Consider the following 26,472-nt stretch of genomic DNA (forward strand, 5'->3'; position numbering starts at 1 on the left):
CTCCGACCCTCCTTACCAGCTCGACTTCACCATCCCCGGGATCTGGCCAGTGGAGGCCAGTTCACGGAGGGTGACGCGGGACAGCTTGAACTTGCGATAGAACGCCCGCGGACGGCCGGTCATTTCGCAGCGGTTGCGGATGCGCACCTTCGACGAGTTGCGCGGCATTTCGGCCAGCTTGAGGCGGGCGGCGAACTGCTCTTCCGGCGGGAGGGAGCGATCGGAGGCGATGGCCTTCAGGCGGGCACGCTTGTTGGCGAACTGCTTCACCAGCTTGGTGCGACGCTTGTTCTTCTCGATGGCACTGGTCTTAGCCATGGGGTCGTGCTCCAGCCAATCAGGCCACAAACGGCATGTCGAAGGCCTTCAGGAGAGCCTTGGCCTCCTTGTCGGTCTTCGCCGAGGTGACGAAAATGATGTCCATGCCGCGGATCTGATCGATCTTGTCGTAGTCGATCTCCGGGAAAATGATCTGCTCCTTCACGCCCATGGCATAGTTGCCACGGCCGTCGAAGCTGTTGCCGGGAATGCCGCGGAAGTCGCGGACACGCGGCAACGCGATCGTGACCAGGCGATCCAGGAACTCGTACATCCGCTCACGACGGAGCGTGACCTTGCACCCGATCGCCATGCCCTCACGCAGCTTGAACTGCGCGATCGACTTGCGGGACTTCGTGACGATCGGCTTCTGGCCGCTGATCGCCGTCAGTTCGCTCACCGCATTCTGGATCTTCTTGGAGTCGCCGACAGCTTCGCCGACACCCATGTTGATGACGATCTTCTCGATCCGCGGAACTTCCATGTCGTTCGCGTAGCCGAACTCAGCCTTGAGCGCGGCGCGGATCTTGGAGTCGTACACTTCCTTCAAACGTGCAGCCATTGGTCCGGTCCTCACACGTCGATGACTTCGCCGGACCGCTTGGCGACACGCACCTTGCGGCCATCCTCAAGGACCTTGAAACCGACGCGGGTCGGCTTGCCGTCCTTGGGGTCGACATGAGCAACGTTCGAGACGTTGATGGGCGCCTCGAACTCAACGATGCCGCCCTGCGAGGTGGCGCTCGGACGCTGGTGCTTCTTCACCACGTTCACGCCCTGCACGACGACACGGTTTTCCGCCGGGATGACCTTGAGGACCTCACCGGTCTTCCCCTTGTCCTTGCCGGCAAGGATGACGACCTTGTCCTTGGTCTTGATCTTCGCGGCCATCACAGCACCTCCGGCGCCAGCGAGATGATCTTCATGAACTTCTTGCCGCGAAGCTCACGAGTGACCGGCCCGAAGATACGCGTGCCGATCGGCTCGCCCTGCTTGTTGATCAGCACGGCGGCATTGCGGTCGAAACGGATCGCGGACCCGTCCTCCCGGCGCAGTTCCTTCGCGGTGCGGACGATGACGGCGCGATGCACGTCGCCCTTCTTGACGCGACCCTTCGGAATGGCCTCCTTGACGGAGACGACGATGACGTCGCCGACGGTGGCCACCTTCCGCTTGGACCCGCCAAGCACCTTGATGCACTGCACCCGGCGCGCCCCGCTATTGTCGGCGACTTCCAGGTTGGTTTGCATCTGGATCATGGTTTGTACCCTTCCGTTTACGCGGCGCCGCTAACGGCGGCGGACTCAAGCACGACCGTCCAGCGCTTGCGCTTGGAGATCGGGCGGCATTCGATGATCGAAACGGTATCGCCGACCTTGAACTGGTTGCCCTCGTCGTGGGCGGCGTACTTCTTCGACTGACGAATGAACTTCTTGTACACGGGGTGCATGACGCGGCGCTCGACCAGGACGATAACCGTCTTGTCGCCCTTGTCGCTGACCACCGTGCCCTGCAGAACGCGGCGAGGCATAGGTAGCCCTCCTTACTTGCCGGCTTCGGCCGAGCGCGTGCGCTCGCCGAGGATCGTCTTGATGCGCGCGATGTCGCGACGCACCACTCGCACCCGCGCGGTGTTCTCCAGCTGGCCGGAGGCCCGCTGGAAACGCAGGTTGAACTGTTCCTTCTTGAGCTGGAGGAGCTGATCGTTCAGCTCCTCGGTGCTCTTCGCACGAACGTCGACGGGCTTCATGCCGCCACCTCCTCACCGCCGCCGAGGCGGGTCACCAGCTTGGTCTTGATCGGCAGCTTGGCGGCCGCCAGGGCGAACGCCTGCTTTGCCACATCCGCGGGCACGCCGTCCAGCTCAAACAGGATGCGGCCGGGATGAACGCGGGCCGCCCAGTACTCGGGCGTGCCCTTACCGGAACCCATGCGGACTTCGGCGGGCTTGGTGGAGACCGGCAGGTCCGGGAACACGCGGATCCACACGCGGCCCTGACGCTTCATGGCGCGGGTGATCGCGCGGCGGGCCGCCTCGATCTGGCGGGCCGTGATGCGCTCCGGCTCCAGGGCCTTGAGGCCGAAGGAGCCGAAGTTCAGCTGGGTGCCGCCCTTCGCGTTGCCGTGGATGCGGCCCTTGTGGGCCTTGCGGTACTTGGTACGCTTCGGAGAAAGCATCGCTCGTGCCCCTTACTAGCGGTCAGCCCGCTCGGAGCGGTCACGGTCGCCGCGACCACGGCCCCCACGCTCCTCACGGTCACCACGCTCGCGACGCTCGCGCCGCGGCTCGCCATCGGTCGACACCGGCTCGGTGCCCATGCGCTTGTCCTGCGCCATCGGGTCGTGCGCCATGATCTCGCCCTTGAAGACCCACACCTTGACACCGCAGGTGCCGTAGGTGGTCTTCGCGGTCGCGGTGCCGTAGTCGATGTCCGCACGCAGGGTGTGCAGCGGAACGCGGCCCTCGCGGTACCACTCCAGGCGGGCGATCTCGGCGCCGCCGAGACGACCGGAGCAGTTGATCCGGATGCCCTGGGCGCCCAGACGCATGGCCGACTGAACGGCGCGCTTCATGGCGCGACGGAAGGCGACCCGGCGCTCGAGCTGGCTGGAGATGTTCTCGGCGATGAGCTTGGCGTCGATCTCCGGCTTGCGGATCTCGATGATGTTCAGGCTCACCTCGCCGCCGGCCATCTTCGACAGCTCGGTGCGCAGCTTCTCGATGTCCGCGCCCTTCTTGCCGATCACCACGCCCGGACGGGCCGAGTGGATGGTGACGCGGGCCTTCTTGGCCGGACGCTCGATGATGACGCGCGAGCAGCCGGCCTGCTGCAGGCGACCCTGCAGATAGCCGCGCAGCTTCAGGTCCTGGTGCAGCAGGTTGGCGTAGTCGCGCTTGGCGAACCAACGGCTGTCCCAGGTCCGGTTGATGCCGAGGCGCAGCCCGATCGGATTGACTTTCTGACCCATCTTACTCGGCCCCTTCGGCAGCGGCGGCTTCGCGCTCACGCACGATGATCGTCAGGTTGGAGAACAGCTTCTCGACCCGCGCGCCACGGCCACGGGCACGGGCGTGGAAGCGCTTCATCACCAGGGCGCGGCCGACCGTCGCCGAGGAGACGTACAGGCGGTCCACATCGAGCTGATGGTTGTTCTCGGCGTTGGCGATCGCGGCCTGCAGAACCTTCTTCACCTCGCCGGCGATGCGGCGCTTGGAGAAGGTCAGCTCGGCCACGGCGCTGCTGGCATCCTTGTTCCGGATGAGCTGGGCGACGAGGTTCAGCTTGCGCGGGCTGGTGCGGATCATCGGATTGGAGGCGATCGCCTCGTTCTCCGCGATACGGCTGGGGTTGGAGGGCTTGCCCATGGCTTACTTCCTCTTCGCCTTCTTGTCCGCCGCGTGCCCGTAGAAGGTGCGCGTCGGAGCGAACTCACCGAACTTGTGGCCGATCATGTTCTCGGTCACCAGAACCGGCAGGAACTTGTGGCCATTGTACACGCCGAACGTGAGACCCACGAACTGCGGCAGGATCGTCGAGCGGCGCGACCAGATCTTGATGATCTCGTTGCGGCCCGAGGCCCGCGACTTGTCCGCCTTCTTGAGCAGGTAGCCGTCGACGAACGGGCCCTTCCAAACGGAGCGTGCCATCGTCCGCCCTCCTTACTTCGAATGACGGCGGCGCAGGATCAGGCCATCCGTCTTCTTGTTGTGACGAGTCTTCTTGCCCTTGGTCGGCTTGCCCCACGGCGTGACCGGATGACGGCCACCCGAGGTGCGGCCTTCACCACCACCGTGCGGGTGGTCGATCGGGTTCATGGCGACACCACGGACGGACGGACGGATGCCCAGCCAACGGCTGCGACCGGCCTTGCCCTTGTTGGTGTTCATGTTGTCCGGGTTCGACACGGCACCCAGGGTGGCCATGCAGTCGCCGCGGACCACGCGAAGCTCGCCCGAGGGCAGCTTCAGCTGGGCGTACCCGCCGTCGCGGCCGACCAGCTGCAGGTAGGTGCCGGCCGAACGGGCCAGCTGACCACCCTTGCCGGGCTTCAGCTCGACGTTGTGCAGCACCGAACCGACCGGGATGTTCTTCAGCGGCATGGCGTTGCCGGGCTTCACATCCACCTTCTCGCCGGCGATCACCGTGTCGCCCACCTTCAGGCGCTGCGGCGCCAGAATGTAGGACATGGTGCCGTCCTCATACTTGATGAGGGCGATGAAGGCCGTGCGGTTCGGATCGTACTCCAGGCGCTCGACAGTCGCCGGGACGTTGAACTTGCGGCGCTTGAAGTCCACCAGACGGTAGACGCGCTTGTGACCGCCACCCATCCGGCGCGCGGTGATGCGGCCGGTGTTGTTGCGGCCGCCGGACTTGGTCAGGCCCTCGGTGAGGGTCTTGACCGGCTTGCCCTTCCACAGCTCCGAGCGGTCGACGATGACCAGCTGGCGGAGCGACGGCGTAATTGGGCGATATTGCTTCAGAGCCATCGGATCACACTCCCGCTCAGATGCCCGTGGTCACGTCGATCTTGTTCCCCTCGGCGAGGGTCACGACGGCCTTCTTGAAGTCCGAGCGACGGCCGATGGTCCCGCGGAAGCGCTTGGTCTTGCCCTTGGTAACCAGGGTGTTGACCGCCGTCACCTTCACGTTGAACAGCCCCTCGACAGCCGACTTGATCTCCGGCTTGGTCGCCGACAGCGGCACGCGGAACGTCACCTGATTGTGCTCCGACGCCATCGTCGACTTCTCGGTGATCACCGGAGCCAGGATGAGGTCGTACATCCGCTCCTGGCTCACCGCAGGTTTCGACTGCTTGCTCATTTCAGGCGAGCCTCCAGCTGCTCGACCGCGTTGCGGGTCAGGACCAGCGTATCGCGGCGAAGAATGTCGTAGACGTTGGCGCCCTGCTCCGGCAGCACGTCGATCAGCGGGATGTTGCGCGAGGCCCGAGCGAAGTTCTCGTTCAGGTTGGCGCCATCGATGATCAGAGCCGAGGTCAGGCCGAGCGAGGCGAGACGGACAGCCAGTTCCTTGGTCTTATGGCTCTCGGCCGAAGCGGCGTCGAGGACCAGGAGCTTGCCTTCCGCGGCCTTGGTGGACAGCGCGGTCTTCAGGGCCAGCTTGCGGACCTTCTTGGTCAGGTCATGCTCGTGCGAGCGGACGACCGGGCCGAAGATGGTCGCGCCGCCACGGAACTGGGCGGAACGCATGGAGCCCTGACGGGCGCGGCCGGTGCCCTTCTGGCGGTACGGCTTCTTGCCGGTGCCGGAGATCTCGCTGACCGTCTTGGTCTTGTGGTTGCCGGCGCGGCGCTTGGCCAGCTGCCAGTTGACCATGCGGGCCAGGATGTCCGTGCGGGACGGAAGGCCGAAAACCTCGTCAGCCAGCTCGATCTCGCCGACGGTCTCGTTGTTCAGGTTCTTAATGGTCGCCTTCATGGCCATCACTCCTGCGGCTCGGCGGCGGCTTCAGCGGCCGGCGCAGCCTTGATCCCCGCGGGGAACGGCAGTCCTTCCGGAGCCTTCTTCTTCACCGCGTCGCGGATGCGGAGCCAAGCCCCCTCGGCGCCCGGAACGGCACCCTTGAGGAAGATCAGACCGCGGTCCTCATCGACCGACACGACCTTCAGGTTCAGAACCGTGACCTTCTCGTCGCCGAGATGACCGGCCATCTTCTTGTTCTTGAAGACCTTGCCGGGGTCCTGGCGGTTACCCGTCGAACCGTGCGAGCGGTGCGACACCGACACGCCGTGCGTCGCGCGCAGACCACCGAAGTTCCAGCGCTTCATCGGACCGGCAAAGCCCTTACCGATGGAAGTGCCGGTGACGTCGACGAACTGGCCCGGGAGGAAATGCGCAGCCGAGAGTTCGGCGCCGACCTCGATCAGCGCGTCGGCGTCGACGCGGAACTCGACCAGCTTGCGCTTGGGCTCGACGCGCGCCTTGGCAAAATGCCCGCGCTGCGGCTTCGTGACGTTCTTCACCTTGATGGCGCCTGCGCCGAGCTGGACGGCGGTGTAGCCATCCTTGTCCTCGGTGCGAACGGCGACGACCTGGCAGCTGTCGACTTTCAGCACAGTCACCGGCACGTGCTGCCCGTCGTCCGTGAAGACGCGGGTCATGCCGACTTTCTGCGCGATCAAACCGGATCGCATTGTTCTTTATCTCCTGACCAGGGACATCCTCGGAGGGAGAGGTCCCTCAACAGCAACGAATTAGAGCTTGATCTCGACGTCCACACCGGCAGCGAGGTCGAGCTTCATCAGCGCGTCCACCGTCTGCGGCGTCGGATCGACGATGTCGAGCAGACGCTTGTGGGTGCGGATTTCGAACTGCTCGCGCGACTTCTTGTCGACGTGCGGCGAGCGGTTCACCGTAAACTTCTCGATCTGCGTCGGCAGCGGGATCGGGCCCCGCACCCGAGCACCGGTCCGCTTGGCGGTGTTGACGATCTCGCTGGTCGACTGGTCGAGCACGCGATGGTCAAACGCCTTCAAGCGGATGCGGATGTTCTGGCTGTCCATGTCCAAACGTCCCTTGCACCTCGTTTCGATGACGCGACTGCGTCACCGGCACCCCAAAATCAGTCCCCCGGGGACCCGCGGCGGCAGGCGAACCTACGCCGGCTCACCGAAGCGGTGGGCGGCGGTTCGTCTGTCCGATCTGACGGCCGATACGAAAAAGAACATCCCCCGCATCGCAATGCGGATGGATGTTCCTGGCAGCAACCGGTGCAAGTGGAGCTTGCGGTGCCGTTCGTGATCGGGCTGCGTCTAGGCCGGACGTGCCTACTACCAACCCAAATTCCAGAGGGCGTAACGTGTATGCCCTGGGCGCCCTGGTGTCAACCCACATTTTCCCACCTGTGACAGGAGGGTGACGGGATCGGCCCGGTTCGGCGCGCCACGCCGCATTATCGCGGATCGGCCATGCAAAAAGGGGCCGGCCCGCAGGCCGGCCCCCCTTCGCAAAACAGACGCTTACTTGATGATCGAGGCGACGACGCCGGCGCCGACCGTGCGGCCACCTTCGCGGATGGCGAAGCGCAGGCCCTCGTCCATGGCGATCGGAGCGATCAGCTCGACTTCCATGGAGATGTTGTCGCCCGGCATCACCATCTCGGTGCCTTCCGGCAGCTTCACCATGCCCGTCACGTCGGTCGTGCGGAAGTAGAACTGCGGACGGTAGTTGGTGAAGAACGGCGTGTGGCGGCCACCCTCTTCCTTCGTCAGGATGTAGGCCTCGGCCTTGAAGGTGGTGTGCGGCGTGATGCTGCCCGGCTTGGCCAGAACCTGGCCGCGCTCGACGTCCTCACGCTTCGTGCCGCGCAGCAGCGCGCCGATGTTGTCGCCCGCCTCACCCGAGTCGAGGAGCTTGCGGAACATCTCGACGCCGGTCACGGTGGTCTTGACCGTGGTCTTCAGACCGACGATCTCGACTTCCTCGCCGACCTTGACGATGCCGCGCTCGACGCGGCCGGTCACCACGGTGCCGCGGCCCGAGATCGAGAACACGTCCTCGATCGGCATCAGGAACGGACGGTCCTTCGGACGCTCCGGCTGCGGGATGTACTGGTCGACCTCGGCCATCAGCTTGAGGATCGCGTCACGGCCGATCTCCGGCGAACGGTCCTCCAGCGCGCACAGAGCCGAGCCCTTGACGATCGGAATGTCGTCGCCCGGGAACTGGTAGGAGGACAGCAGCTCGCGCACCTCCATCTCGACCAGCTCGAGCAGCTCCGGATCGTCGACCATGTCGACCTTGTTCATGAACACCACCAGCGCCGGCACGCCGACCTGGCGGGCCAGCAGGATGTGCTCGCGGGTCTGCGGCATCGGGCCGTCGGCGGCCGACACGACCAGGATCGCGCCGTCCATCTGCGCGGCGCCCGTGATCATGTTCTTCACGTAGTCGGCGTGGCCCGGGCAATCGACGTGGGCGTAGTGGCGGTTGGTCGTCTCGTACTCGACGTGGGCGGTCGAGATCGTGATGCCACGAGCCTTCTCTTCCGGCGCCTTGTCGATCTGGTCGTAGGCGGTGAAGGTCGCGCCGCCGCTCTCGGCCAGCACCTTCGTGATCGCCGCCGTCAGCGACGTCTTGCCGTGGTCGACGTGGCCGATCGTGCCGATGTTGCAGTGCGGCTTGTTCCGCTCGAACTTTGCCTTCGCCATGGTGTGTGCTCTCCGTCTCTTTGTCGTTCCAGCGGTTTCAGGCCATCCTGGCGCGGATGGTCTCCGCAATCGTCTGCGGCACCGGCTCGTGGTGGTCGAACTGCATCGTGTACTGCGCGCGTCCCTGGCTCATCGAGCGCAGGGTGTTCACATAACCGAACATCGACGCCAACGGAACCATCGCCTGGATCGAGCGGGCGTTCCCGCGCTGGTCCATGGCGGTGATCTGGCCGCGGCGGCTGTTCAGGTCCCCGATGATGTCGCCCATGTAGTCCTCGGGCGTCACCACCTCAACCCTCATGATCGGCTCCAGAAGCATCGGGCCGGCCTTCTGCATGCCTTCGCGGAAGGCCGCACGGGTGGCGATCTCGAAGGCGAGCACCGAGGAGTCGACGTCGTGGAAGGCGCCGTCGGTCAGCGTCACCTTGAGGTCGATGACCGGGAAGCCGGCGACCACGCCGCTGTGCAGCGATGCGTCCAGCCCCTTCTGCACGCCCGGAATGAACTCCTTGGGCACGGCGCCGCCGACGACCTTGTTCTGGAAGACGAAGCCGCTGCCGGCGGGCTGCGGCTCGAAGACCAGCGTAACGCGGGCGAACTGCCCGGTACCCCCGGTCTGCTTCTTGTGGGTGTGGTCGATCTCGGCGGTCTTGGTGATGGTCTCGCGGTACGCCACCTGCGGCGCGCCGACGTTCGCATCGACCTTGAACTCCCGCTTCATGCGATCGACGATGATCTCCAGATGCAGTTCGCCCATGCCCTTGATGATCGTCTGACCGCTCTCATGGTCGACGGCCACGCGGAAGGACGGATCCTCCTGGGCGAGGCGGGACAGCGCCATGCTCATCTTTTCCTGGTCGGCCTTGGATTTCGGCTCGACGGCCACCTCGATGACCGGTTCCGGGAATTCCATCCGTTCCAGGACGATGGGCTTGGCGGGATCGCACAGCGTGTCGCCGGTCGTCGTGCTCTTCAACGCGGTGAAGGCGACGATGTCGCCGGCGTAGGCCTCGTCGATCTCCTCCCGGCTGTTGGCGTGCATCAGCAGCATGCGGCCGATGCGCTCCTTCTCGTCCTTGCCGGGGTTCAGCACGGCGGTGCCGGAGGCGACGGTGCCGGAATAGACGCGCACGAAGGTCAGCGACCCGACGAACGGGTCGTTCATGATCTTGAAGGCGAGCGCGGAGAAGGGAGCGGCGTCGTCCGGCGCGCGCTCGTCCGTCTCGGGGCTGCCGACGCGGTGTCCCCGCACAGCCCCGACGTCCACGGGAGCGGGCAGATAGTCCACCACGGCGTCCAGCATCGGCTGGATGCCCTTGTTCTTGAAAGCGGAGCCGCAGACGACCGGCACGAAGCGCAGGCCGACGGTGCCCTTGCGGATGCAGGCCTTCAGCGTTTCTTCGGACGGCTCCTGGCCCGACTCGAGATAAGCCTCCATGGCCGCGTCGTCGAGTTCTAGGACGGCATCGAGCAGCGCCTGACGGTGGTGCGCCGCGGCGTCCTTCAGGGCGTCCGGAATGTCGGTGTAATAGAATTCGGCGCCCAGCGTCTCTTCTTTCCAGACGATGGCGCGCATGGCGACCAGATCGACGACGCCGACAAAGCTGGCCTCGGACCCGATCGGAAGCTGGAGGACGAGCGGAAAGGCGCCCAGCCGTTCCTTCATCATGTCGACGCAGCGGAAGAAGTCCGCGCCGGTGCGGTCCAGCTTGTTGACGAAACACATGCGGGGCACGCCGTACTTGTCGGCCTGCCGCCACACGGTCTCGGACTGAGGCTCCACCCCCGCAACGGAATCGAACACCGCAACCGCACCGTCGAGCACGCGCAAGGACCGTTCGACTTCGATCGTGAAGTCGACGTGACCCGGCGTGTCGATGATGTTGATGCGGTGATCGCGCCAGAAGCAGGTCGTGGCCGCGGAGGTGATGGTGATGCCCCGTTCCTGTTCCTGCTCCATCCAATCCATCACCGCGGTGCCCTCGTGCACCTCGCCGATTTTGTACGACTTTCCAGTGTAGTACAAAATCCGTTCGGTGGTCGTGGTCTTCCCGGCATCGATGTGGGCCATGATGCCGATGTTGCGGTAACGGTTCAGGGGATGGGAACGGGGCATGACAAGCACCTGGGCCGGTGGGTGCCTTACCAGCGGTAGTGCGAGAAGGCCTTGTTGGCTTCCGCCATACGATGGGTGTCTTCGCGCTTCTTCACGGCGGTGCCACGCTGGTTGGCGGCATCCAGCAGCTCACCCGACAGACGCTCGGTCATGGTGTTTTCCGAGCGGGCGCGGGCGGCGCCGATGAGCCAACGGATGGCCAGGGCCTGGGCGCGGTCCGTGCGGACCTCGACCGGAACCTGGTAGGTGGCGCCACCGACGCGACGCGAGCGCACTTCGAGGTGCGGCTTCACGTTCAGCAGGGCGTCGTGGAAGACCTGAACCGGCTCGTTCTTGGTCTTGGCCTCGATGCGGCTGAGCGCGCCGTAGACGATGCGCTCGGCGGCGGACTTCTTGCCGTCCAGCATCAGGCAGTTCATGAACTTGGTCAGGACGCGGTCGCCATACTTGGCGTCCGGCAGGACCTCACGCTTCTCGGCGCGACGACGACGGGACATCGTGAATACTCCTTACTTCGGACGCTTCGCGCCGTACTTCGAACGACGCTGCTTACGGTCCTTCACGCCCTGGGTATCGAGCGTGCCGCGGATGATGTGGTAGCGAACGCCGGGAAGATCCTTCACACGGCCGCCGCGGATCATAACCACCGAGTGTTCCTGGAGGTTATGGCCTTCACCGGGGATGTAGGAGGTCACTTCGAAGCCGTTCGTCAGGCGAACGCGGGCGACCTTACGCAGAGCCGAGTTCGGCTTCTTCGGCGTGGTCGTGTAGACGCGGGTGCAGACGCCACGCTTCTGCGGGCACGCCTCCATCGCGGGAACCTTATTGCGCGCGGCCAAGGGCTCGCGCGGCTTACGGATCAACTGGTTGATCGTCGGCATATCTGCCCTTCATCCCTTCAGGTCGATCGGCCGGCGGAGCCGGACCGATTGGAAAAACGCCCGGCGGTACCGGACGATGCAAAAGCCCGCCTGCGAAGCCTGAGGGGCTTCGAGCGGGCCCAATGGTCGAACGCCGTCGGATGGGTCCGCGAGGACCCGGTCGTTCAGCTATGTCGCTTGGGTTCAGCCGGATGCCGGACGGGATGGACGAAAGACCTTCCCGAGGTTCCTTTTGAAGTTCGCGGACTATATGGGTCCGCCGGGAACCCGTCAAGCGCGCAGATGACCGTTTGTCGTGCGCTTCGACGACGTTTCGGCGTCAGCCGGAGGGGGCCGACCGGCGGCGGCGCAACGCCTCGGCGCCCGCCGCCACCGCGGCAGCCCGCGCGTCGAGCATCGGGCGCATCCGGGCGAGAAGATCGGCCGTCACGCCCTCCCCCGCCCCTTCCGGCGAACCGGCGTCGAAGGGCGGCTTCGGATCGTATTCGATGGAGAGTTGGATGAGCTTCGCGGCCGGCTCACCGAACAGTTCGGCGACGATGCGCAGCGCCACGTCGATTCCCGCGGTCACGCCGCCGCCGGTGAACAGCGTGCCGTCCACGACCACGCGCTCCGCCACCGGCGCGGCACCGAAGGCGGCGAGGAAGTCGCGGGAGGCCCAGTGCGTGCCCGCACGCTTGCCCTCCAGCAGCCCGGCGGCGCCGAGCACCAGGGAGCCGGTGCAGATCCCCGAGAGATAGCGAGTGCCGGACGCCCGCTCCGCCAGGAAGGTCAGGACCTCCTCGTCGGTCAGCAGCGCGTTGATGCCACCGCCGCCGGGAACCAGGAGCAGATCAAGCGGCGGGGCGTCGGACAGGGTCGCCGTGGGGAGAATGGTCAGGCCAGTGTCGGAGCGCACCGGATCGAGCGTTTTCCACAGCAGATGGACCTGCGCGCCCGGCACACGGGCCAGCACCTCGTAGGGGCCGGTGAGGTCGAGCTGCGTGACGTTGGGAAACAGCAGCAGGCCGAAGCTGGGCGCGTTCTCGGTCATGGCGGAGGCTCCGATGCGTGGCGTTGACGATCCTAAACCCGGCGGGACAAACGAGAAAGGGGCGCGTCCCCTGCGGAACGCGCCCCCTGCCCTACCCTATGCGCCGAAGCCTGAGGCTCCGGGCCCTCAGGCCGCGGTGCTCTCGCCCGGATGCGGCAGGGCCGGAGCCTCGCCGTCGCCGGTTTCGCCCTCCGCCAGGGCGCGGTCGCGCTCGGCGGCGATCTGCTTCAGGCGGTTGACGACCGAGCCCGTGCCCGCCGGGATCAGGCGGCCGACGATCACGTTCTCCTTCAGGCCTTCCAGGTTGTCGGTCTTGCCCGACACCGCCGCCTCGGTGAGGACGCGGGTGGTTTCCTGGAACGACGCGGCGGAGATGAAGGACCGGGTCTGCAGCGACGCCTTGGTGATGCCCTGCAGAACCGGGTGGCCGGCGGCCGGCTTCAGCCCCTCGCCGACGGTCTTCTCGTTCTCCTCGTCGAACTCCTGACGGTCGACCTGCTCGCCCACCAGGAAGGTGGTCTCGCCGGCGTCGGTGATCTCGACCTTCTGCAGCATCTGGCGGACGATCACCTCGATGTGCTTGTCGTTGATCTTCACGCCCTGCAGTCGATAGACGTCCTGGATCTCGTTGATCAGGTAGTTGGCCAGAGCCTCCACACCCATCACCGACAGGATGTCGTGCGGCACCGGGTTGCCGTCCATCAGCAGGTCGCCGCGCTGGACATAGTCACCCTCCTGCACGGAGATGTGCTTGCCCTTCGGGATCAGATACTCGCGCTCGTCCCCCGTCTCGTCGTTGCGGACGACGATGCGGCGCTTGGTCTTGTAGTCCTTGCCGAACTCGACGCGGCCGTCGAGGTCCGAGATGATCGCGAAGTCCTTCGGACGGCGCGCCTCGAACAGCTCGGCCACGCGCGGCAGACCGCCCGTGATGTCGCGGGTCTTGGACGACTCGCGCGGGATACGCGCCAGCACGTCGCCGGCCCGAACATGGGCGCCGTTCTCCACCGAGAGGATGGCGTCCACCGACATGAAGTAGCGGGCCTCCAGACCGTTGGCCAGCGTGATGATCTCGCCCCGCTCGTCGCGCAGCGTGATGCGCGGCTTCAGATCCGCACCGCGCGGCTGCTGGCGCCAGTCCACCACGACCTTCGAGGAGATGCCGGTCGCCTCGTCCATCACCTCGCGCATGGAGATGCCTTCCACGAGGTCGACGTAGTGGGCGGTACCCTCGCGCTCGGTGATGATCGGCAGGGTGTAGGGGTCCCACTCGGCCAGCTTCTGCCCGCGCTCGACCTTCACGCCCTCGTCGGCCAACAGCTTCGCGCCGTACGGAACGCGATGACGCGCCCGCTCGCGGCCCTGCTCGTCGAGCAGGATCACCTCGGTGCTGCGGCCCATGACCACCGGGATGTTGGAGGAGTTGATGACGACGTTGCGGTTGTGGATCCGCACCGTGGCATCGAACGCCGCCTCCACCTGGCTCTGCTCGGCACCGCGCTGCGCCGCGCCACCGATGTGGAACGTGCGCATGGTGAGCTGCGTGCCCGGCTCGCCGATCGACTGGGCGGCGATGACGCCGACCGCCTCGCCGACGTTGACCAGCGTGCCGCGGGCCAGATCGCGGCCGTAGCACTTGGCGCAGACGCCGTCCTTGGTCTCGCAGGTCAGAACCGAGCGGATCATGACGCTGTCGATGCCCGAACGCTCGATGCGGTCCACCGTGGGCTCGTCGATCAGGCCGGCGTTCGGCACGATCAGCTCGCCGTTCAGCGGGTCGATCAGGTCGCCGACCACGGTGCGGCCGAGGATGCGGTCGCCCAGCGGGGAGATGACCTCGCCGCCGTCGATGACGGCCTTGACGGTGATGCCCTTGTCGGTGCCGCAATCGGTCTCGACGATGATGGCGTCCTGGGCCACGTCGACGAGACGACGGGTCAGGTAACCGGAGTTCGCCGTCTTCAAGGCGGTGTCGGCCAGCCCCTTGCGGGCGCCGTGGGTGGAGTTGAAGTACTCCAGCACGGTCAGGCCTTCCTTGAAGTTCGAGATGATCGGCGTCTCGATGATCTCGCCCGACGGCTTGGCCATCAGGCCGCGCATGCCCGCCAGCTGGCGGATCTGGGCGGCCGAGCCACGCGCACCGGAGTGGGCCATCATGTAGACCGAGTTCACCGGCTTGCCGGGGGCGGTGTCGGAGATGACCTTCATCATCTCCGTCGCCACCTTCTCGGTGCACTCCGACCAGACGTCGACGACCTTGTTGTACTTCTCGCCCTGGGTGATCAGACCGTCGAGATACTGCTGCTCGAACTCCTTGACCCGCTCCTTGCTGTCGTTGACCAGCTTCTTCTTCGCCTCGGGGATGACCATGTCATCCTTGCCGAAGGAGATGCCGGCGCGGCAGGCGTGGCCGAAGCCGAGCTTCATCAGGCGGTCGGCGAAGATCACCGTCTCCTTCTGACCGCAATGGCGGTAGACGGCGTCGATGACGTTGCCGACGTCCTTCTTGGTCAGCAGGCGGTTGATCAGCGAGAAGGGCACCGCCGGGTTGCGCGGCAGGATCTCGGACAGCAGCATGCGGCCCGGAGTCGTCTCCACGATGGAGATCTTCTCGTCGCCGTTCTCGTCCACGCCCTTGTAGCGCGCCTTCACCTTGGCGTGCAGCGTCACGACCTTGGCGTCCAGCGCCTGCTCGATCTCGCCGACGTTGGCGAAGGTCATGCCCTCGCCCTTCTCGCCCGGCCGGTCCATCGTGATGTAGTAGAGACCCAGCACGATGTCCTGCGACGGCACGATGATCGGCTTGCCGTTGGCGGGCGACAGGATGTTGTTGGTCGACATCATCAGGACGCGCGCTTCCAGCTGGGCCTCAAGGCTCAGCGGGACGTGCACGGCCATCTGGTCGCCGTCAAAGTCCGCGTTGAAGGCGGTGCAGACCAGCGGGTGGAGCTGGATCGCCTTGCCTTCGATCAGCGTCGGCTCGAAGGCCTGGATGCCCAGGCGGTGCAGCGTCGGCGCGCGGTTCAGCATCACCGGATGCTCGCGGATGACCTCTTCAAGGATGTCCCACACCTCGGGACGCTCCTTCTCGACCATCCGCTTGGCGGCCTTGATGGTCGAGGCGAGGCCGTACAGCTCCAGCTTCGCGTAGATGAAGGGCTTGAACAGCTCCAGCGCCATCTTCTTCGGCAGGCCGCACTGGTGCAGCTTCAGCTCCGGACCGACCACGATGACCGAACGGCCCGAGTAGTCGACGCGCTTGCCGAGGAGGTTCTGACGGAAGCGGCCCTGCTTGCCCTTCAGCATGTCGGACAGCGACTTTAGCGGACGCTTGTTGGCGCCGGTGATGACGCGGCCGCGGCGGCCGTTGTCGAACAGCGCGTCGACGGCCTCCTGCAGCATGCGCTTCTCGTTGCGGACGATGATGTCCGGCGCCTTCAGCTCGATCAGCCGCTTCAGACGGTTGTTGCGGTTGATGACACGGCGGTACAGGTCGTTCAGGTCGGACGTGGCGAAGCGGCCGCCGTCCAGCGGAACGAGCGGGCGCAGCTCCGGCGGGATCACCGGAATGACTTCCAGGATCATCCATTCCGGACGCGACTGCGACGACAGGAACGCGTCGATCAGCTTCAGGCGCTTCACGAGCTTCTTGCGCTTGGCCTCGGACGAGGTGTCCCGCAGCTCCTCGCGGCAGGTCTTCTTCTCCTCCTCCATGTCGAGCGCCGACAGCATGATGCGCAGCGCCTCGGCACCGATGGAGGCGGTGAAGGCGTCCTCGCCGTACTCGTCCTGGGCGGAGACGAACTCCTCCTCGCTGAGCAGCTGGTGCAGCTTCAGCGGGGTCAGGCCCGGCTCGATGACGACGTAATTCTCGAAATAGAGGATGCGCTCCAGATCCTTCAGCGTCATGTCGAGCAACAGACCGATGCGGCTCGGCAGGGACTTCAGGAACCAGATGTGGGCGACCGGCGAGGCCAGCTCGATGTGGCCCATGCGCTCGCGCCGGACCTTCGACAGCGTGACCTCGACGCCGCACTTCTCGCAGATGATGCCACGGTACTTCATGCGCTTGTACTTGCCGCACAAGCACTCGTAGTCCTTGATCGGGCCGAAGATGCGGGCGCAGAACAGGCCGTCGCGCTCAGGCTTGAAAGTGCGATAGTTGATGGTTTCCGGCTTCTTGATCTCGCCGAACGACCAGGACCGGATGCGCTCGGGGCTCGCGATCTGGATGCGGATCTGATCGAAGCTCTGGGGACCCTGGACTTGGCCGAAAATATTCATCAACTCGTTCATGACCGTCTCCCGCTGGCAGCGCCGCGTTGTCGGTTAAGGGCAGTTCCCGCCGGAAGGGGCCAACATGGCCCCTCCTCCGGCGGGTTCAAGTCTCTTGGGCTCAGTACGACCGCTGGTTCAGCTCGACGTTCAGGCCCAGGGAGCGCAGCTCCTTGACCAGAACGTTGAAGGACTCAGGGATGCCCGCCTCGAAGTTGTCGTCGCCGCGGACGATCGCCTCGTAGACCTTGGTGCGGCCGGACACGTCGTCCGACTTGACCGTGAGCATTTCCTGCAGCGTGTAGGCGGCGCCGTAGGCTTCGAGCGCCCACACTTCCATTTCACCGAACCGCTGTCCGCCGAACTGGGCCTTACCGCCGAGCGGCTGCTGGGTGACCAGCGAGTACGGACCGATCGAGCGCGCGTGGATCTTGTCGTCCACCAAGTGGTGCAGCTTCAGCATGTAGATGTAGCCGACGGTCACCTTGCGGTCGAAGGCCTCGCCGGTGCGGCCGTCGATCAGGGTGACCTGACCGGAGCGGTCCAGACCCGCCTTCTCCAGCTGCTGGCAGATGTCCTCCTCGCGCGCGCCGTCGAAGACCGGCGTGGCGAAGGGAACGCCCTTGCGCAGGTTGCCGCCCAGCTCCAGCAGCTCGCCCTCGGTCATGTCGGCGATCTGGTCGTCGTAGACCTTCTGGCCGTAGGCTTCCTTCAGCGTGATGCGCAGCCCGTCCATGGTCTGGGCGGCGTCGCCGCGGCCCTTCATGGCGAGACGGTACTGGTCGATGGCGCGGCCGATCTGCTTGCCGAGGCCGGCCGACGCCCAGCCCAGGTGGGTCTCCAGGATCTGACCGATGTTCATGCGCGACGGCACGCCCAGCGGGTTCAGCACCAGGTCGACCGGCTGGCCGTCCTCGAGGTACGGCATGTCCTCCTGCGGCAGGATGCGGGAGACCACGCCCTTGTTGCCGTGGCGGCCGGCCATCTTGTCGCCCGGCTGCAGCTTGCGCTTCACCGCGACGAAGACCTTGACCATCTTCATCACGCCCGGCGGCAGTTCGTCGCCGCGCTGCAGCTTCTCGACCTTGTTCTCGAAGCGGTTCTGCAGCGCCTGGATCGAGTCGTCGAAGACCTTGCCCAGGCTCTCCACCGTCTCCATCACCTGCTCGTCGGCGATGGAGATCTGGCGCCACTGGCCCTTGGTCAGGTTTGCCAGCTCGGCGTCGGTCAGGACCGTGCCGGCCTTCATGCCCTTCGGACCGGACTGGGCGGTCTGGCCGAGGATGACCTCCTTCAGGCGGGTGTAGAAGCTGCGCTCCAGGATCGCGCGCTCGTCGTCGCGGTCCTTGGCCAGCTTCTCGATCTCGGCCCGCTCGATCGCCAGGGCGCGCTCGTCCTTGTCGACGCCGCGGCGGCTGAACACGCGGACCTCGACGATCGTCCCGGCCACACCCGGCGGCAGGCGCAGCGAGGTGTCGCGGACGTCGGACGCCTTCTCGCCGAAGATGGCGCGCAGCAGCTTCTCTTCCGGCGTCATCGGGCTTTCGCCCTTCGGCGTCACCTTGCCGACCAGGATGTCGCCCGGACGGACCTCGGCGCCGATGTAGACGATGCCGGCCTCGTCGAGGTTCTTGAGGGCTTCCTCACCGACGTTCGGAATGTCGCGGGTGATTTCCTCCTGGCCCAGCTTGGTGTCGCGGGCCATGACCTCGAACTCCTCGATGTGGATCGAGGTGAAGACGTCGTCCTTGACGATGCGCTCGTTGATGAGGATCGAGTTCCTCGAAGTTGTAGCCGTTCCACGGCATGAAGGCGACGAGCACGTTGCGGCCCAGCGCCAGCTCGCCCAGCTCCGTCGAGGGGCCGTCGGCGATGATGTCGCCGGCCGCCACGCGGTCGCCCACCTTCACCAGCGGACGCTGGGTGATGCAGGTGTTCTGGTTGGAACGCTGGAACTTCAGCAGGTTGTAGATGTCCACGCCCGGCGCCGTGGCGTCGGACGAGTCGGTCGCCCGGACCACGATGCGGGTCGCGTCGATCTGGTCGACGATGCCCTTGCGCTTGGCGACGATGGTCACGCCGGAGTCACGGGCGACCGTAGCCTCCATGCCCGTGCCGACCAGCGGCGCGTCGGCCTTGACCAGCGGCACCGCCTGACGCTGCATGTTCGAGCCCATCAGCGCGCGGTTCGCGTCGTCGTTCTCCAGGAACGGGATCAGCGCCGCGGCGACGGAAACGAGCTGCTTCGGCGACACGTCGATCAGGTCGATGGCCTCCGGGCGGAACATCAGGTACTCGCCGCCCTGCCGGCACGACACGAGGTCGGCGGCGAAGCGGTTGTCCGCGTCCAGCTCGGCGTTCGCCTGGGCGACGACGTAGCGGCCCTCCTCCATGGCGGAGAGGTAGACCACCTCGTCGGTGACGATGCTGTCGCGCACCTTGCGGTACGGGCTCTCGATGAAGCCGTACTGGTTCACCCGGGCGTAGGTCGCCAGCGAGTTGATCAGACCGATGTTCGGACCTTCCGGCGTCTCAATCGGGCAGATGCGGCCGTAGTGCGTCGGGTGCACGTCGCGCACTTCGAAGCCGGCGCGCTCGCGGGTCAGACCGCCCGGGCCGAGAGCCGAGAGACGACGCTTGTGCGTGATCTCGGACAGCGGGTTGGTCTGGTCCATGAACTGCGAGAGCTGCGACGAGCCGAAGAACTCGCGCACGGCGGCGGCCGCCGGCTTGGCGTTGATCAGGTCGTGCGGCATGACCGTGTCGATCTCGACCGAGCTCATGCGCTCGCGGATCGCGCGCTCCATGCGCAGCAGACCGACGCGGTACTGGTTCTCCATCAGCTCGCCGACCGAGCGGACGCGGCGGTTGCCGAGATGGTCGATGTCGTCGATCTCGCCGCGGCCGTCCTTCAGGTTCACCAGAACCTTGAGGATGGACATGATGTCCTGCTTGCGCAGGACGCGGACGCTGTCCTCGGTCTGGAAGTTCAGGCGGGCGTTCATCTTGACGCGGCCCACCGCCGACAGGTCGTAGCGCTCGCTGTCGAAGAACAGGCCGGCGAACAGCGCCTCGGCCAACTCCAGGGTCGGCGGCTCGCCCGGACGCATGACGCGGTAGATATCGATCAGCGCATCCTCGCGGGACGCGTTGCGGTCGGCCGCCATCGTGTTGCGGATGTAGGCGCCGACGTTCAGGTGGTCGATCGCCAGCACCGGCAGCTCGTCGACGCCCGCCTTCTCCAGCTTGTCGAGGTCGCTCGCCGACAATTCGTCACCGGCTTCGAACAGGACTTCGCCGGTCCGCTCGTTGATGATGTCGACGGCGAGGTAGCGGCCGGTCAGCTCCTCGGTGGAGACGAGCTGCTCGGCGAGGCCACCCTCGACCAGCTTCTTGATCAGGCGCGGCGTCATCTTGGTGCCGGCCTCGGCGACGACCTGGCCGGAGGCCGCGTCCACGAGGTCGGAGGCGACCTTCACGCCCTTCATGCGGTCGGCGTTGAAGGGGGTCTTCCAGCCGCCCGACGCGCGGGTGTAGGTGATGGTGTCGTAGAAGAAATTGAGGATTTCTTCCTTCGCCATGCCCTGCGCCTCGTAGGGCAGCAGGTCCTTCTTCTGCGCCTTGCGCTCGGCGCGCAGCGCCTCGGTCTCCGCGCCGTCCAGGGCGAACAGCAGCGTGGTGGCCGGCAGCTTGCGGCGGCGGTCGATGCGCACGTAGACGAGGTCCTTGGCGTCGAACTCGAAGTCCAGCCAGGAGCCGCGGTACGGGATCACGCGGGCGGCAAAGAGATACTTGCCCGACGAATGGGTCTTGCCCTTGTCATGGTCGAAGAAGACGCCCGGGCTGCGGTGCATCTGCGAGACGATGACGCGCTCGGTGCCGTTGATGATGAAGGTGCCGTTGGCCGTCATCAGGGGCATGTCGCCCATGTAGACGTCCTGCTCCTTGATGTCGCGGATCGAGCGCAGGCCCGTGTCCTCTTCCACGTCGAAGACGGAGAGGCGCAGGGTCACCTTCAGCGGGGCGGCGAAGGTCATGCCACGCTGCTGGCACTCCTCGACGTCATACTTGGGCTGCTCAAGCTCGTACTTCACGAAGTCGAGGACGGCGCGGTCGGAGAAGTCCTTGATCGGGAACACCGACCGGAACACCTCCTGCAGACCCAGGTTGGCCCGCTTCTCCGGCGGGACGTCCATTTGCAGGAAGTGGTCGTAGGAGCTGCGCTGCACCTCGATGAGGTTGGGCATCTGGGTGACTTCCGGGATGCGCCCGAAGCTCTTCCGAACACGCTTTCGACCCGTAAAGGATTTGGCCATGGATGTCCCCAAACGTCAGAATCGTGAGTACGCTCGACCAGAAGCACGCGAACCAGGGTGCTCGCCGCGACGCGGCGATGATCGCGCGGCCCGCCCCTTATGCAGGGACGGAAAGAGCCGGACCGAGAAACCCGGTCCGGTGGAAGGCAGAAAACGCCGTGCGGCGGCAGGCCCCCTCGGGGACCGGCCGCCGTCCGGCGTGGATATGTCTTATCCGTCGCAGCAAGACGGGTCTTACTTAATATCGACCTTGGCGCCGGCCTCTTCAAGCTGCTTCTTGATCTTGGCGGCCTCGTCCTTCGACACGGCCTCCTTGACCGGCTTCGGGGCGCCTTCGACCAGGTCCTTGGCTTCCTTCAGGCCCAGGCCGGTGATGGCGCGGACTTCCTTGATCACGTTGATCTTCTTGTCGCCGGCGTCGGCGAGGATCACGTTGAACTCGGTCTGCTCTTCGACCGGGGCGGCGGCGGCGGCCGGACCGGCGGCGGCAACGGCCACCGGAGCGGCGGCGGAAACGCCCCACTTCTCTTCCAGCAGCTTCGACAGCTCGGCGGCCTCGATGACGGTCAGGGCCGAGAGATCGTCGACCAGCTTCTGCAGATCAGCCATTTTAATGCTCCAACAACTCGATGTTCTGGGATGGGTAGACAGCTAGACGGATGCGGCTCAGGCCGCCTCGTCCTTCTTCGCGTAGGCCGCCAGCACACGGGCGACCTGGCCGCCCGGAGCCTGGAGGACGCCGGCGATGCGGGTCGCCGGAGTTCTGGATCATGCCCACGAGCTTGGCGCGCAGTTCGTCCAGCGACGGGAGCGTGGCGAGAGCCTTCACTCCCTCCGCGTCGAGGATCTGGTCGCCGAGAGCGGCACCGACGATCTTCAGCTTCTCGTTGGTCTTCGCGTAGTCGGCCACCACCTTGGCGGCCGCGACGGGATCCTTCGAGTAGGCGATCGCGGTCGGTCCCTTGAAGAGACCGTCCAGACCTTCGAACTGCGTGCCCTGAAGGGCGCGGCGGGCGAGCCGGTTCTTCGTCACCTTGAAGCTCGCGCCCGCGGCCCGAATCTTGCCACGCAGGTCGGTGACTTCCGCCACCGTCAGGCCGAGATGGTGGGTGACCACCACCAGGCCCGTTTCCTGGAGCTTCGACTGCAGGTCCGCGATCGTCGCTTCTTTTTGTGTACGATCCACGGATCGCCTCCTTGCACAGAGGTTTACAAGGGACCCCTTCCCTTTCGGTGGGGAGCCCCGGCGAACCTGTCCCAGAAGTTCGAGCCGTTCCTGAACCGCGGGCAAGCCCGCGTGGTTAACGGTTCAACTCCTGTCTGCTCTGGCGGGTTTAAGCCTTTGCCTCCGGAGAGACGCGGGCGCCAGCGGTCTTGGACAGGGTGGGCATCCCCGCAGGGACACCCGATCGCCGCCGGTTCCCGAGGGTGCCGGCGGCGAAATTCAGGTCACTCAGGCCGTGGCGGCCAGAGTGGACAGGTCGAGCTTCAGGCCCGGGCCCATCGTCGAGGACAGCGAGACCTTCAGCAGGTACTGGCCCTTGGCACCGGTCGGCTTGGCACGGGTGATGGCATCCACGAAGGCGCGGATGTTCTGCACCAGGGCCTCTTCCGAGAAGCTGGCCTTGCCGACGCCGGCGTGCACGATGCCGGTCTTCTCGGCGCGGAACTCCACGGCGCCGGCCTTGGCGGCCTTGACGGCGCCGGCCACGTCGGGGGTCACGGTGCCGAGCTTCGGGTTCGGCATCAGGCCGCGCGGGCCGAGCACCTTACCGAGCTTGCCGACGACGCCCATCATGTCCGGGGACGCGATGCAGCGGTCGAAGTCGATGTTGCCGGCCAGGATCTTCTCGGCCAGATCGTCGGCGCCGACGATGTCCGCGCCGGCGGCCAGGGCGTCGTCCGCCTTGGTGCCCTTGGCGAACACGGCGACGCGCACGGTCTTGCCCGTGCCGTTCGGCAGGTTCACCACGCCGCGGACCATCTGGTCGGCGTGACGCGGATCGATGCCCAGGTTCATGGCGATCTCGATGGTCTCATCGAACTTCGCCTTGGGCAGGCCCTTGATCAGGGAGACGGCGCCTTCCAGGGAGTAGAGCGCCTCGCGGTCGACCTTCTTGTAGGAATCGGTCAGACGCTTGCCGAGCTTCGCCATGGGATCAGCCCTCCACCACTTCGAGGCCCATCGAGCGGGCGGAACCAGCGATCATGCTCGCGGCCGCCTCGACGTCGTGGGCGTTCAGGTCCTTCATCTTCTTCTCGGCGATGTCACGAATCTGGGTCTTCGTGATCTTGCCGGCGAAAGCGCCCTTGCCGGTGGTCTGCGAGCCCTTGTCGATGCCAGCGGCCTTCTTCAGGAAGTAGCTGACCGGCGGGGTCTTCGTGACGAAGGTGAAGGTACGGTCGCCGTACGCGGTGATAACCACCGGGATCGGCATACCGACTTCCAGGTCCTGCGTCTTGGCGTTGAACGCCTTGCAGAACTCCATGATGTTCAGGCCGCGCTGACCGAGCGCCGGGCCGATGGGCGGCGACGGATTCGCCTTGCCGGCCGGAACCTGCAGCTTGATGAAGCCGACAATTTTCTTTGCCATGTCACAACCTCCAGATACGACGCCTCGATACGCTGTCCGGCGTCGCGGGGCTTTGCGGTGCGGCTATGGCGGGCCTTCCGCAGCAGAAAGGAGCACGTGACTGTTCATCACGTGCCCCGGGAAAACGGTTGGTCTCAGACCTTCTCGACCTGGGTGTATTCCAGCTCGACCGGCGTGGAGCGGCCGAAGATCGACACAGCCACCTTGAGGCGGGCCTTCTCCTCGTCGACTTCCTCGACGGTGCCGTTGAAGGAGGTGAAGGGGCCGTCGCTCACACGAACCTGCTCGCCCACCTCGAAGGTGATCGAGGGCTTGGGGCGCTCAAAGCCTTCCTGCACCTGATGGATGATCCGCTCGGCTTCGCGCTGGCTGATCGGCTGCGGCTTGCCGCCCCCGCCCAGGAAGCCGGTGACCTTCGGCGTGTTCTTCACGAGATGCCAGGACTCGTCCGTCAAATCCATCTTGATGAGGACGTAGCCGGGGAAGAACTTCCGCTCGGTGTTGATCTTGGAACCCCGGCGCACCTCGACCACTTCCTCGGTCGGCACCAGGATCTCTTCGAACTTGTCTTCCAGACCCTTCTGAGCCGCCTTTTCGCGGATGGCCTGGGAAACCTTCTTTTCGAAGCCCGAATAGACGTGAACGACGTACCAGCGCGCGGCCATGGCGATCAGGCTCCCAGCCCAAGGATCATACGGACGGCGAAGGCCAGCACCTGATCCACGACGAGGAAGAACAGCGAAGCCAGCACCACCATGACGAACACCATGGCGGTCGTCACGCCGGTTTCCTTGCGGGTCGGCCAGGTGACCTTGGCCACCTCGCGGCGGACGTCGCGCGCGAATTCTGCGGGGTTCACTTTAGCCATCGTAGACCGTGCGGGCTCCGGTGCGACGTGTAGGGCGCGGTCAGCGGCCCGTTCTGGTTCGGTACGGCGTGGCAGGAGTGGAGGGGCTCGAACCCCCAGCCCCCGGTTTTGGAGACCGGTGCTCTACCAATTGAGCTACACTCCTATCGCCGCAGGCTCTACCCCCGGCGGGGAGCGGAGCTTATAGCGCATAGCCGCGTGGCTTGCTAGCCTTTTTATCGGCCGGCATGCCGAAATCGACAGGGACCGATCCCGTCGCCGAACCACGGATGGAACGGCGGCGGGATCGACTCCTTCAACTTACTTGATGATCGAGGCGACGACGCCGGCGCCGACCGTGCGGCCACCCTCGCGGATGGCGAAGCGCAGGCCCTCGTCCATGGCGATCGGAGCGATCAGCTCGACTTCCATGGAGATGTTGTCGCCCGGCATCACCATCTCGGTGCCTTCCGGCAGCTTCACCATGCCCGTCACGTCGGTCGTGCGGAAGTAGAACTGCGGACGGTAGTTGGTGAAGAACGGCGTGTGACGGCCACCCTCTTCCTTCGTCAGGATGTAGGCCTCGGCCTTGAAGGTGGTGTGCGGCGTGATGCTGCCCGGCTTGGCCAGAACCTGGCCGCGCTCGACGTCCTCACGCTTCGTGCCGCGCAGCAGCGCGCCGATGTTGTCACCGGCCTCACCCGAGTTCGAGCAGCTTGCGGAACATCTCCACACCGGTCACGGTGGTCTTGACCGTGGTCTTCAGACCGACGATCTCGACTTCCTCGCCGACCTTGACGATGCCGCGCTCGACGCGGCCGGTCACCACGGTGCCGCGGCCCGAGATCGAGAACACGTCCTCGATCGGCATCAGGAACGGACGGTCCTTCGGACGCTCCGGCTGCGGGATGTACTGGTCGACCTCGGCCATCAGCTTGAGGATCGCGTCACGGCCGATCTCCGGCGAACGGTCCTCCAGCGCGCACAGCGCCGAGCCCTTGACGATCGGAATGTCGTCGCCCGGGAACTGGTAGGAGGACAGCAGCTCGCGCACCTCCATCTCGACCAGCTCGAGCAGCTCCGGATCGTCGACCATGTCGACCTTGTTCATGAACACCACCAGCGCCGGCACGCCGACCTGGCGGGCCAGCAGGATGTGCTCGCGGGTCTGCGGCATCGGGCCGTCGGCGGCCGACACGACCAGGATCGCGCCGTCCATCTGCGCGGCGCCCGTGATCATGTTCTTCACGTAGTCGGCGTGGCCCGGGCAATCGACGTGGGCGTAGTGGCGGTTGGTCGTCTCGTACTCGACGTGGGCGGTCGAGATCGTGATGCCACGAGCCTTCTCTTCCGGCGCCTTGTCGATCTGGTCGTAGGCGGTGAAGGTCGCGCCGCCGCTCTCGGCCAGCACCTTCGTGATCGCCGCCGTCAGCGACGTCTTGCCGTGGTCGACGTGGCCGATCGTGCCAATGTTGCAGTGCGGCTTGTTCCGCTCAAACTTTGCCTTCGCCATCGCTTTGGTCTTTCGTTCCCGACGTTCCGGACGCACACAATGGCCCGGCCGAGACCGACATTTCCCTTAGCGCGGGGGGATTGGAGCGGGTGAGGGGAATCGAACCCCCGTCGTAAGCTTGGAAGGCTTCTGCTCTACCATTGAGCTACACCCGCCATGCCCCGCCCGGCGCTATCGACCGGGAAACGCGATCACGGACAAGCCGTGGAATGTAGTGGTGGAAGGGGCTGGATTTGAACCAGCGTACGCTTACGCGGGCAGATTTACAGTCTGCTGCCTTTAACCACTCGGCCACCCTTCCTCAGGCCCGCTGCGGGACATGCCCGCCGCGGAGTTCGGCACTATGAGAATTTTTCAGGCCTTGTCAACACGTCTGAAGCAGTCCAAACCAGAAAACTGTGAATAAC

At 65.5% G+C, this 26,472-nt stretch carries 28 protein-coding genes, 3 tRNA genes and 2 pseudogenes; all 33 read right to left on the reverse strand.

Annotated features, from left to right (window positions below; genetic code table 11):
* Positions 1-12: 12 nt before the first annotated feature.
* The 33 genes and pseudogenes from rpsN to ACWPN5_RS13825 all read right to left on the reverse strand — a co-directional run bounded on the left by rpsN (position 13) and on the right by ACWPN5_RS13825 (position 26,366).
* Positions 13-318, reverse strand: a complete 306-nt coding sequence (gene rpsN / locus ACWPN5_RS13665; protein WP_014241026.1) for a 30S ribosomal protein S14 — start codon at positions 316-318, stop codon at positions 13-15.
* 19 nt (positions 319-337) lie between these two features.
* On the reverse strand, positions 338-880 hold the full coding sequence (gene rplE, locus ACWPN5_RS13670) for a 50S ribosomal protein L5 (protein WP_035675042.1): 543 nt from the start codon (positions 878-880) through the stop codon (positions 338-340).
* An 11-nt stretch (positions 881-891) separates the two neighbouring features.
* Complete coding sequence (rplX, locus tag ACWPN5_RS13675) at positions 892-1,212, reverse strand: 50S ribosomal protein L24 (RefSeq protein WP_088123921.1); 321 nt, start codon at positions 1,210-1,212, stop codon at positions 892-894.
* Positions 1,209-1,577 (reverse strand): 50S ribosomal protein L14, encoded by a 369-nt coding sequence (gene rplN, locus ACWPN5_RS13680; protein WP_012973215.1) that lies wholly within the window; start codon positions 1,575-1,577, stop codon positions 1,209-1,211. The genes rplX and rplN overlap by 4 nt, the downstream gene beginning before the upstream one ends.
* 17 nt (positions 1,578-1,594) lie before the next feature.
* Positions 1,595-1,849, reverse strand: coding sequence for a 30S ribosomal protein S17 (rpsQ, locus tag ACWPN5_RS13685; protein WP_014241029.1), 255 nt, complete (start codon positions 1,847-1,849; stop codon positions 1,595-1,597).
* Positions 1,850-1,861: 12 nt separating this feature from the next.
* Complete coding sequence (gene rpmC, locus ACWPN5_RS13690) at positions 1,862-2,068, reverse strand: 50S ribosomal protein L29 (protein WP_145678370.1); 207 nt, start codon at positions 2,066-2,068, stop codon at positions 1,862-1,864.
* Entirely contained in the window at positions 2,065-2,496 is a 432-nt protein-coding gene (gene rplP / locus ACWPN5_RS13695; RefSeq protein ID WP_014241031.1) for a 50S ribosomal protein L16, read from the reverse strand. Before rplP ends, rpmC begins: the two co-directional genes overlap by 4 nt.
* Before the next feature lie 15 nt (positions 2,497-2,511).
* Positions 2,512-3,288, reverse strand: a complete 777-nt coding sequence (gene rpsC, locus ACWPN5_RS13700; RefSeq protein WP_114857559.1) for a 30S ribosomal protein S3 — start codon at positions 3,286-3,288, stop codon at positions 2,512-2,514.
* Position 3,289: 1 nt separating this feature from the next.
* The gene (gene rplV / locus ACWPN5_RS13705; protein WP_035675046.1) at positions 3,290-3,685 is read right to left on the reverse strand and encodes a 50S ribosomal protein L22; all 396 of its coding nucleotides are present in this window, start codon (positions 3,683-3,685) and stop codon (positions 3,290-3,292) included.
* 3 nt (positions 3,686-3,688) lie between these two features.
* Positions 3,689-3,967, reverse strand: coding sequence for a 30S ribosomal protein S19 (rpsS, locus tag ACWPN5_RS13710; RefSeq protein ID WP_014241034.1), 279 nt, complete (start codon positions 3,965-3,967; stop codon positions 3,689-3,691).
* Between the two features lie 12 nt (positions 3,968-3,979).
* A complete protein-coding gene (rplB, locus tag ACWPN5_RS13715; RefSeq protein WP_014241035.1) occupies positions 3,980-4,807 on the reverse strand; it encodes a 50S ribosomal protein L2 in 828 nt (275 codons plus the stop codon).
* A gap of 16 nt (positions 4,808-4,823) precedes the next feature.
* Positions 4,824-5,141: a 50S ribosomal protein L23 gene (locus ACWPN5_RS13720; protein WP_035675048.1), complete on the reverse strand. Its 318-nt coding sequence runs from the start codon at positions 5,139-5,141 to the stop codon at positions 4,824-4,826.
* Positions 5,138-5,758, reverse strand: a complete 621-nt coding sequence (gene rplD / locus ACWPN5_RS13725) for a 50S ribosomal protein L4 (RefSeq protein ID WP_145688527.1) — start codon at positions 5,756-5,758, stop codon at positions 5,138-5,140. Before rplD ends, ACWPN5_RS13720 begins: the two co-directional genes overlap by 4 nt.
* A gap of 5 nt (positions 5,759-5,763) precedes the next feature.
* On the reverse strand, positions 5,764-6,474 hold the full coding sequence (rplC, locus tag ACWPN5_RS13730; protein ID WP_035675049.1) for a 50S ribosomal protein L3: 711 nt from the start codon (positions 6,472-6,474) through the stop codon (positions 5,764-5,766).
* 60 nt (positions 6,475-6,534) lie between these two features.
* Positions 6,535-6,843, reverse strand: coding sequence for a 30S ribosomal protein S10 (rpsJ, locus tag ACWPN5_RS13735; protein WP_014241039.1), 309 nt, complete (start codon positions 6,841-6,843; stop codon positions 6,535-6,537).
* Between the two features lie 456 nt (positions 6,844-7,299).
* Positions 7,300-8,490, reverse strand: coding sequence for an elongation factor Tu (tuf, locus tag ACWPN5_RS13740; RefSeq protein WP_014241041.1), 1,191 nt, complete (start codon positions 8,488-8,490; stop codon positions 7,300-7,302).
* 37 nt (positions 8,491-8,527) lie between these two features.
* Positions 8,528-10,606, reverse strand: coding sequence for an elongation factor G (gene fusA / locus ACWPN5_RS13745; RefSeq protein WP_492295843.1), 2,079 nt, complete (start codon positions 10,604-10,606; stop codon positions 8,528-8,530).
* Positions 10,607-10,632: 26 nt separating this feature from the next.
* Positions 10,633-11,103, reverse strand: coding sequence for a 30S ribosomal protein S7 (gene rpsG / locus ACWPN5_RS13750; RefSeq protein WP_014241043.1), 471 nt, complete (start codon positions 11,101-11,103; stop codon positions 10,633-10,635).
* A gap of 12 nt (positions 11,104-11,115) precedes the next feature.
* Positions 11,116-11,487 (reverse strand): 30S ribosomal protein S12, encoded by a 372-nt coding sequence (rpsL, locus tag ACWPN5_RS13755; RefSeq protein ID WP_012973201.1) that lies wholly within the window; start codon positions 11,485-11,487, stop codon positions 11,116-11,118.
* Positions 11,488-11,806: 319 nt separating this feature from the next.
* Positions 11,807-12,520 (reverse strand): DJ-1/PfpI family protein, encoded by a 714-nt coding sequence (locus ACWPN5_RS13760; RefSeq protein ID WP_145691125.1) that lies wholly within the window; start codon positions 12,518-12,520, stop codon positions 11,807-11,809.
* A 126-nt stretch (positions 12,521-12,646) separates the two neighbouring features.
* On the reverse strand, positions 12,647-16,816 hold the full coding sequence (gene rpoC, locus ACWPN5_RS13765) for a DNA-directed RNA polymerase subunit beta' (RefSeq protein WP_145691127.1): 4,170 nt from the start codon (positions 16,814-16,816) through the stop codon (positions 12,647-12,649).
* Positions 16,817-16,916: 100 nt separating this feature from the next.
* Complete coding sequence (locus tag ACWPN5_RS13770; protein ID WP_492296390.1) at positions 16,917-18,551, reverse strand: DNA-directed RNA polymerase subunit beta; 1,635 nt, start codon at positions 18,549-18,551, stop codon at positions 16,917-16,919.
* Positions 18,439-21,042, reverse strand: a complete 2,604-nt coding sequence (gene rpoB, locus ACWPN5_RS13775) for a DNA-directed RNA polymerase subunit beta (RefSeq protein WP_492295846.1) — start codon at positions 21,040-21,042, stop codon at positions 18,439-18,441. The genes ACWPN5_RS13770 and rpoB overlap by 113 nt, the downstream gene beginning before the upstream one ends.
* A gap of 303 nt (positions 21,043-21,345) precedes the next feature.
* Positions 21,346-21,720: a 50S ribosomal protein L7/L12 gene (gene rplL, locus ACWPN5_RS13780; protein ID WP_035675064.1), complete on the reverse strand. Its 375-nt coding sequence runs from the start codon at positions 21,718-21,720 to the stop codon at positions 21,346-21,348.
* Between the two features lie 57 nt (positions 21,721-21,777).
* A pseudogene (gene rplJ / locus ACWPN5_RS13785) lies at positions 21,778-22,297 on the reverse strand (50S ribosomal protein L10).
* A gap of 267 nt (positions 22,298-22,564) precedes the next feature.
* A complete protein-coding gene (gene rplA, locus ACWPN5_RS13790) occupies positions 22,565-23,266 on the reverse strand; it encodes a 50S ribosomal protein L1 (protein WP_035675066.1) in 702 nt (233 codons plus the stop codon).
* Between the two features lie 4 nt (positions 23,267-23,270).
* Positions 23,271-23,705: a 50S ribosomal protein L11 gene (rplK, locus tag ACWPN5_RS13795; RefSeq protein ID WP_014241051.1), complete on the reverse strand. Its 435-nt coding sequence runs from the start codon at positions 23,703-23,705 to the stop codon at positions 23,271-23,273.
* A 134-nt stretch (positions 23,706-23,839) separates the two neighbouring features.
* Positions 23,840-24,370 (reverse strand): transcription termination/antitermination protein NusG, encoded by a 531-nt coding sequence (gene nusG / locus ACWPN5_RS13800; RefSeq protein ID WP_014241052.1) that lies wholly within the window; start codon positions 24,368-24,370, stop codon positions 23,840-23,842.
* A gap of 5 nt (positions 24,371-24,375) precedes the next feature.
* On the reverse strand, positions 24,376-24,573 hold the full coding sequence (gene secE / locus ACWPN5_RS13805; RefSeq protein WP_035675069.1) for a preprotein translocase subunit SecE: 198 nt from the start codon (positions 24,571-24,573) through the stop codon (positions 24,376-24,378).
* Positions 24,574-24,642: 69 nt separating this feature from the next.
* Positions 24,643-24,718, reverse strand: a tRNA-Trp gene (locus ACWPN5_RS13810).
* Between the two features lie 155 nt (positions 24,719-24,873).
* Positions 24,874-26,065 (reverse strand): annotated as a pseudogene (gene tuf / locus ACWPN5_RS13815) (elongation factor Tu).
* Positions 26,066-26,146: 81 nt separating this feature from the next.
* Positions 26,147-26,220: transfer RNA gene (locus ACWPN5_RS13820), tRNA-Gly, on the reverse strand.
* Positions 26,221-26,280: 60 nt separating this feature from the next.
* Positions 26,281-26,366: transfer RNA gene (locus tag ACWPN5_RS13825), tRNA-Tyr, on the reverse strand.
* Between the last annotated feature and the right edge of the window lie 106 nt (positions 26,367-26,472).

Source organism: Azospirillum sp. UENF 211521, assembly GCF_058780535.1.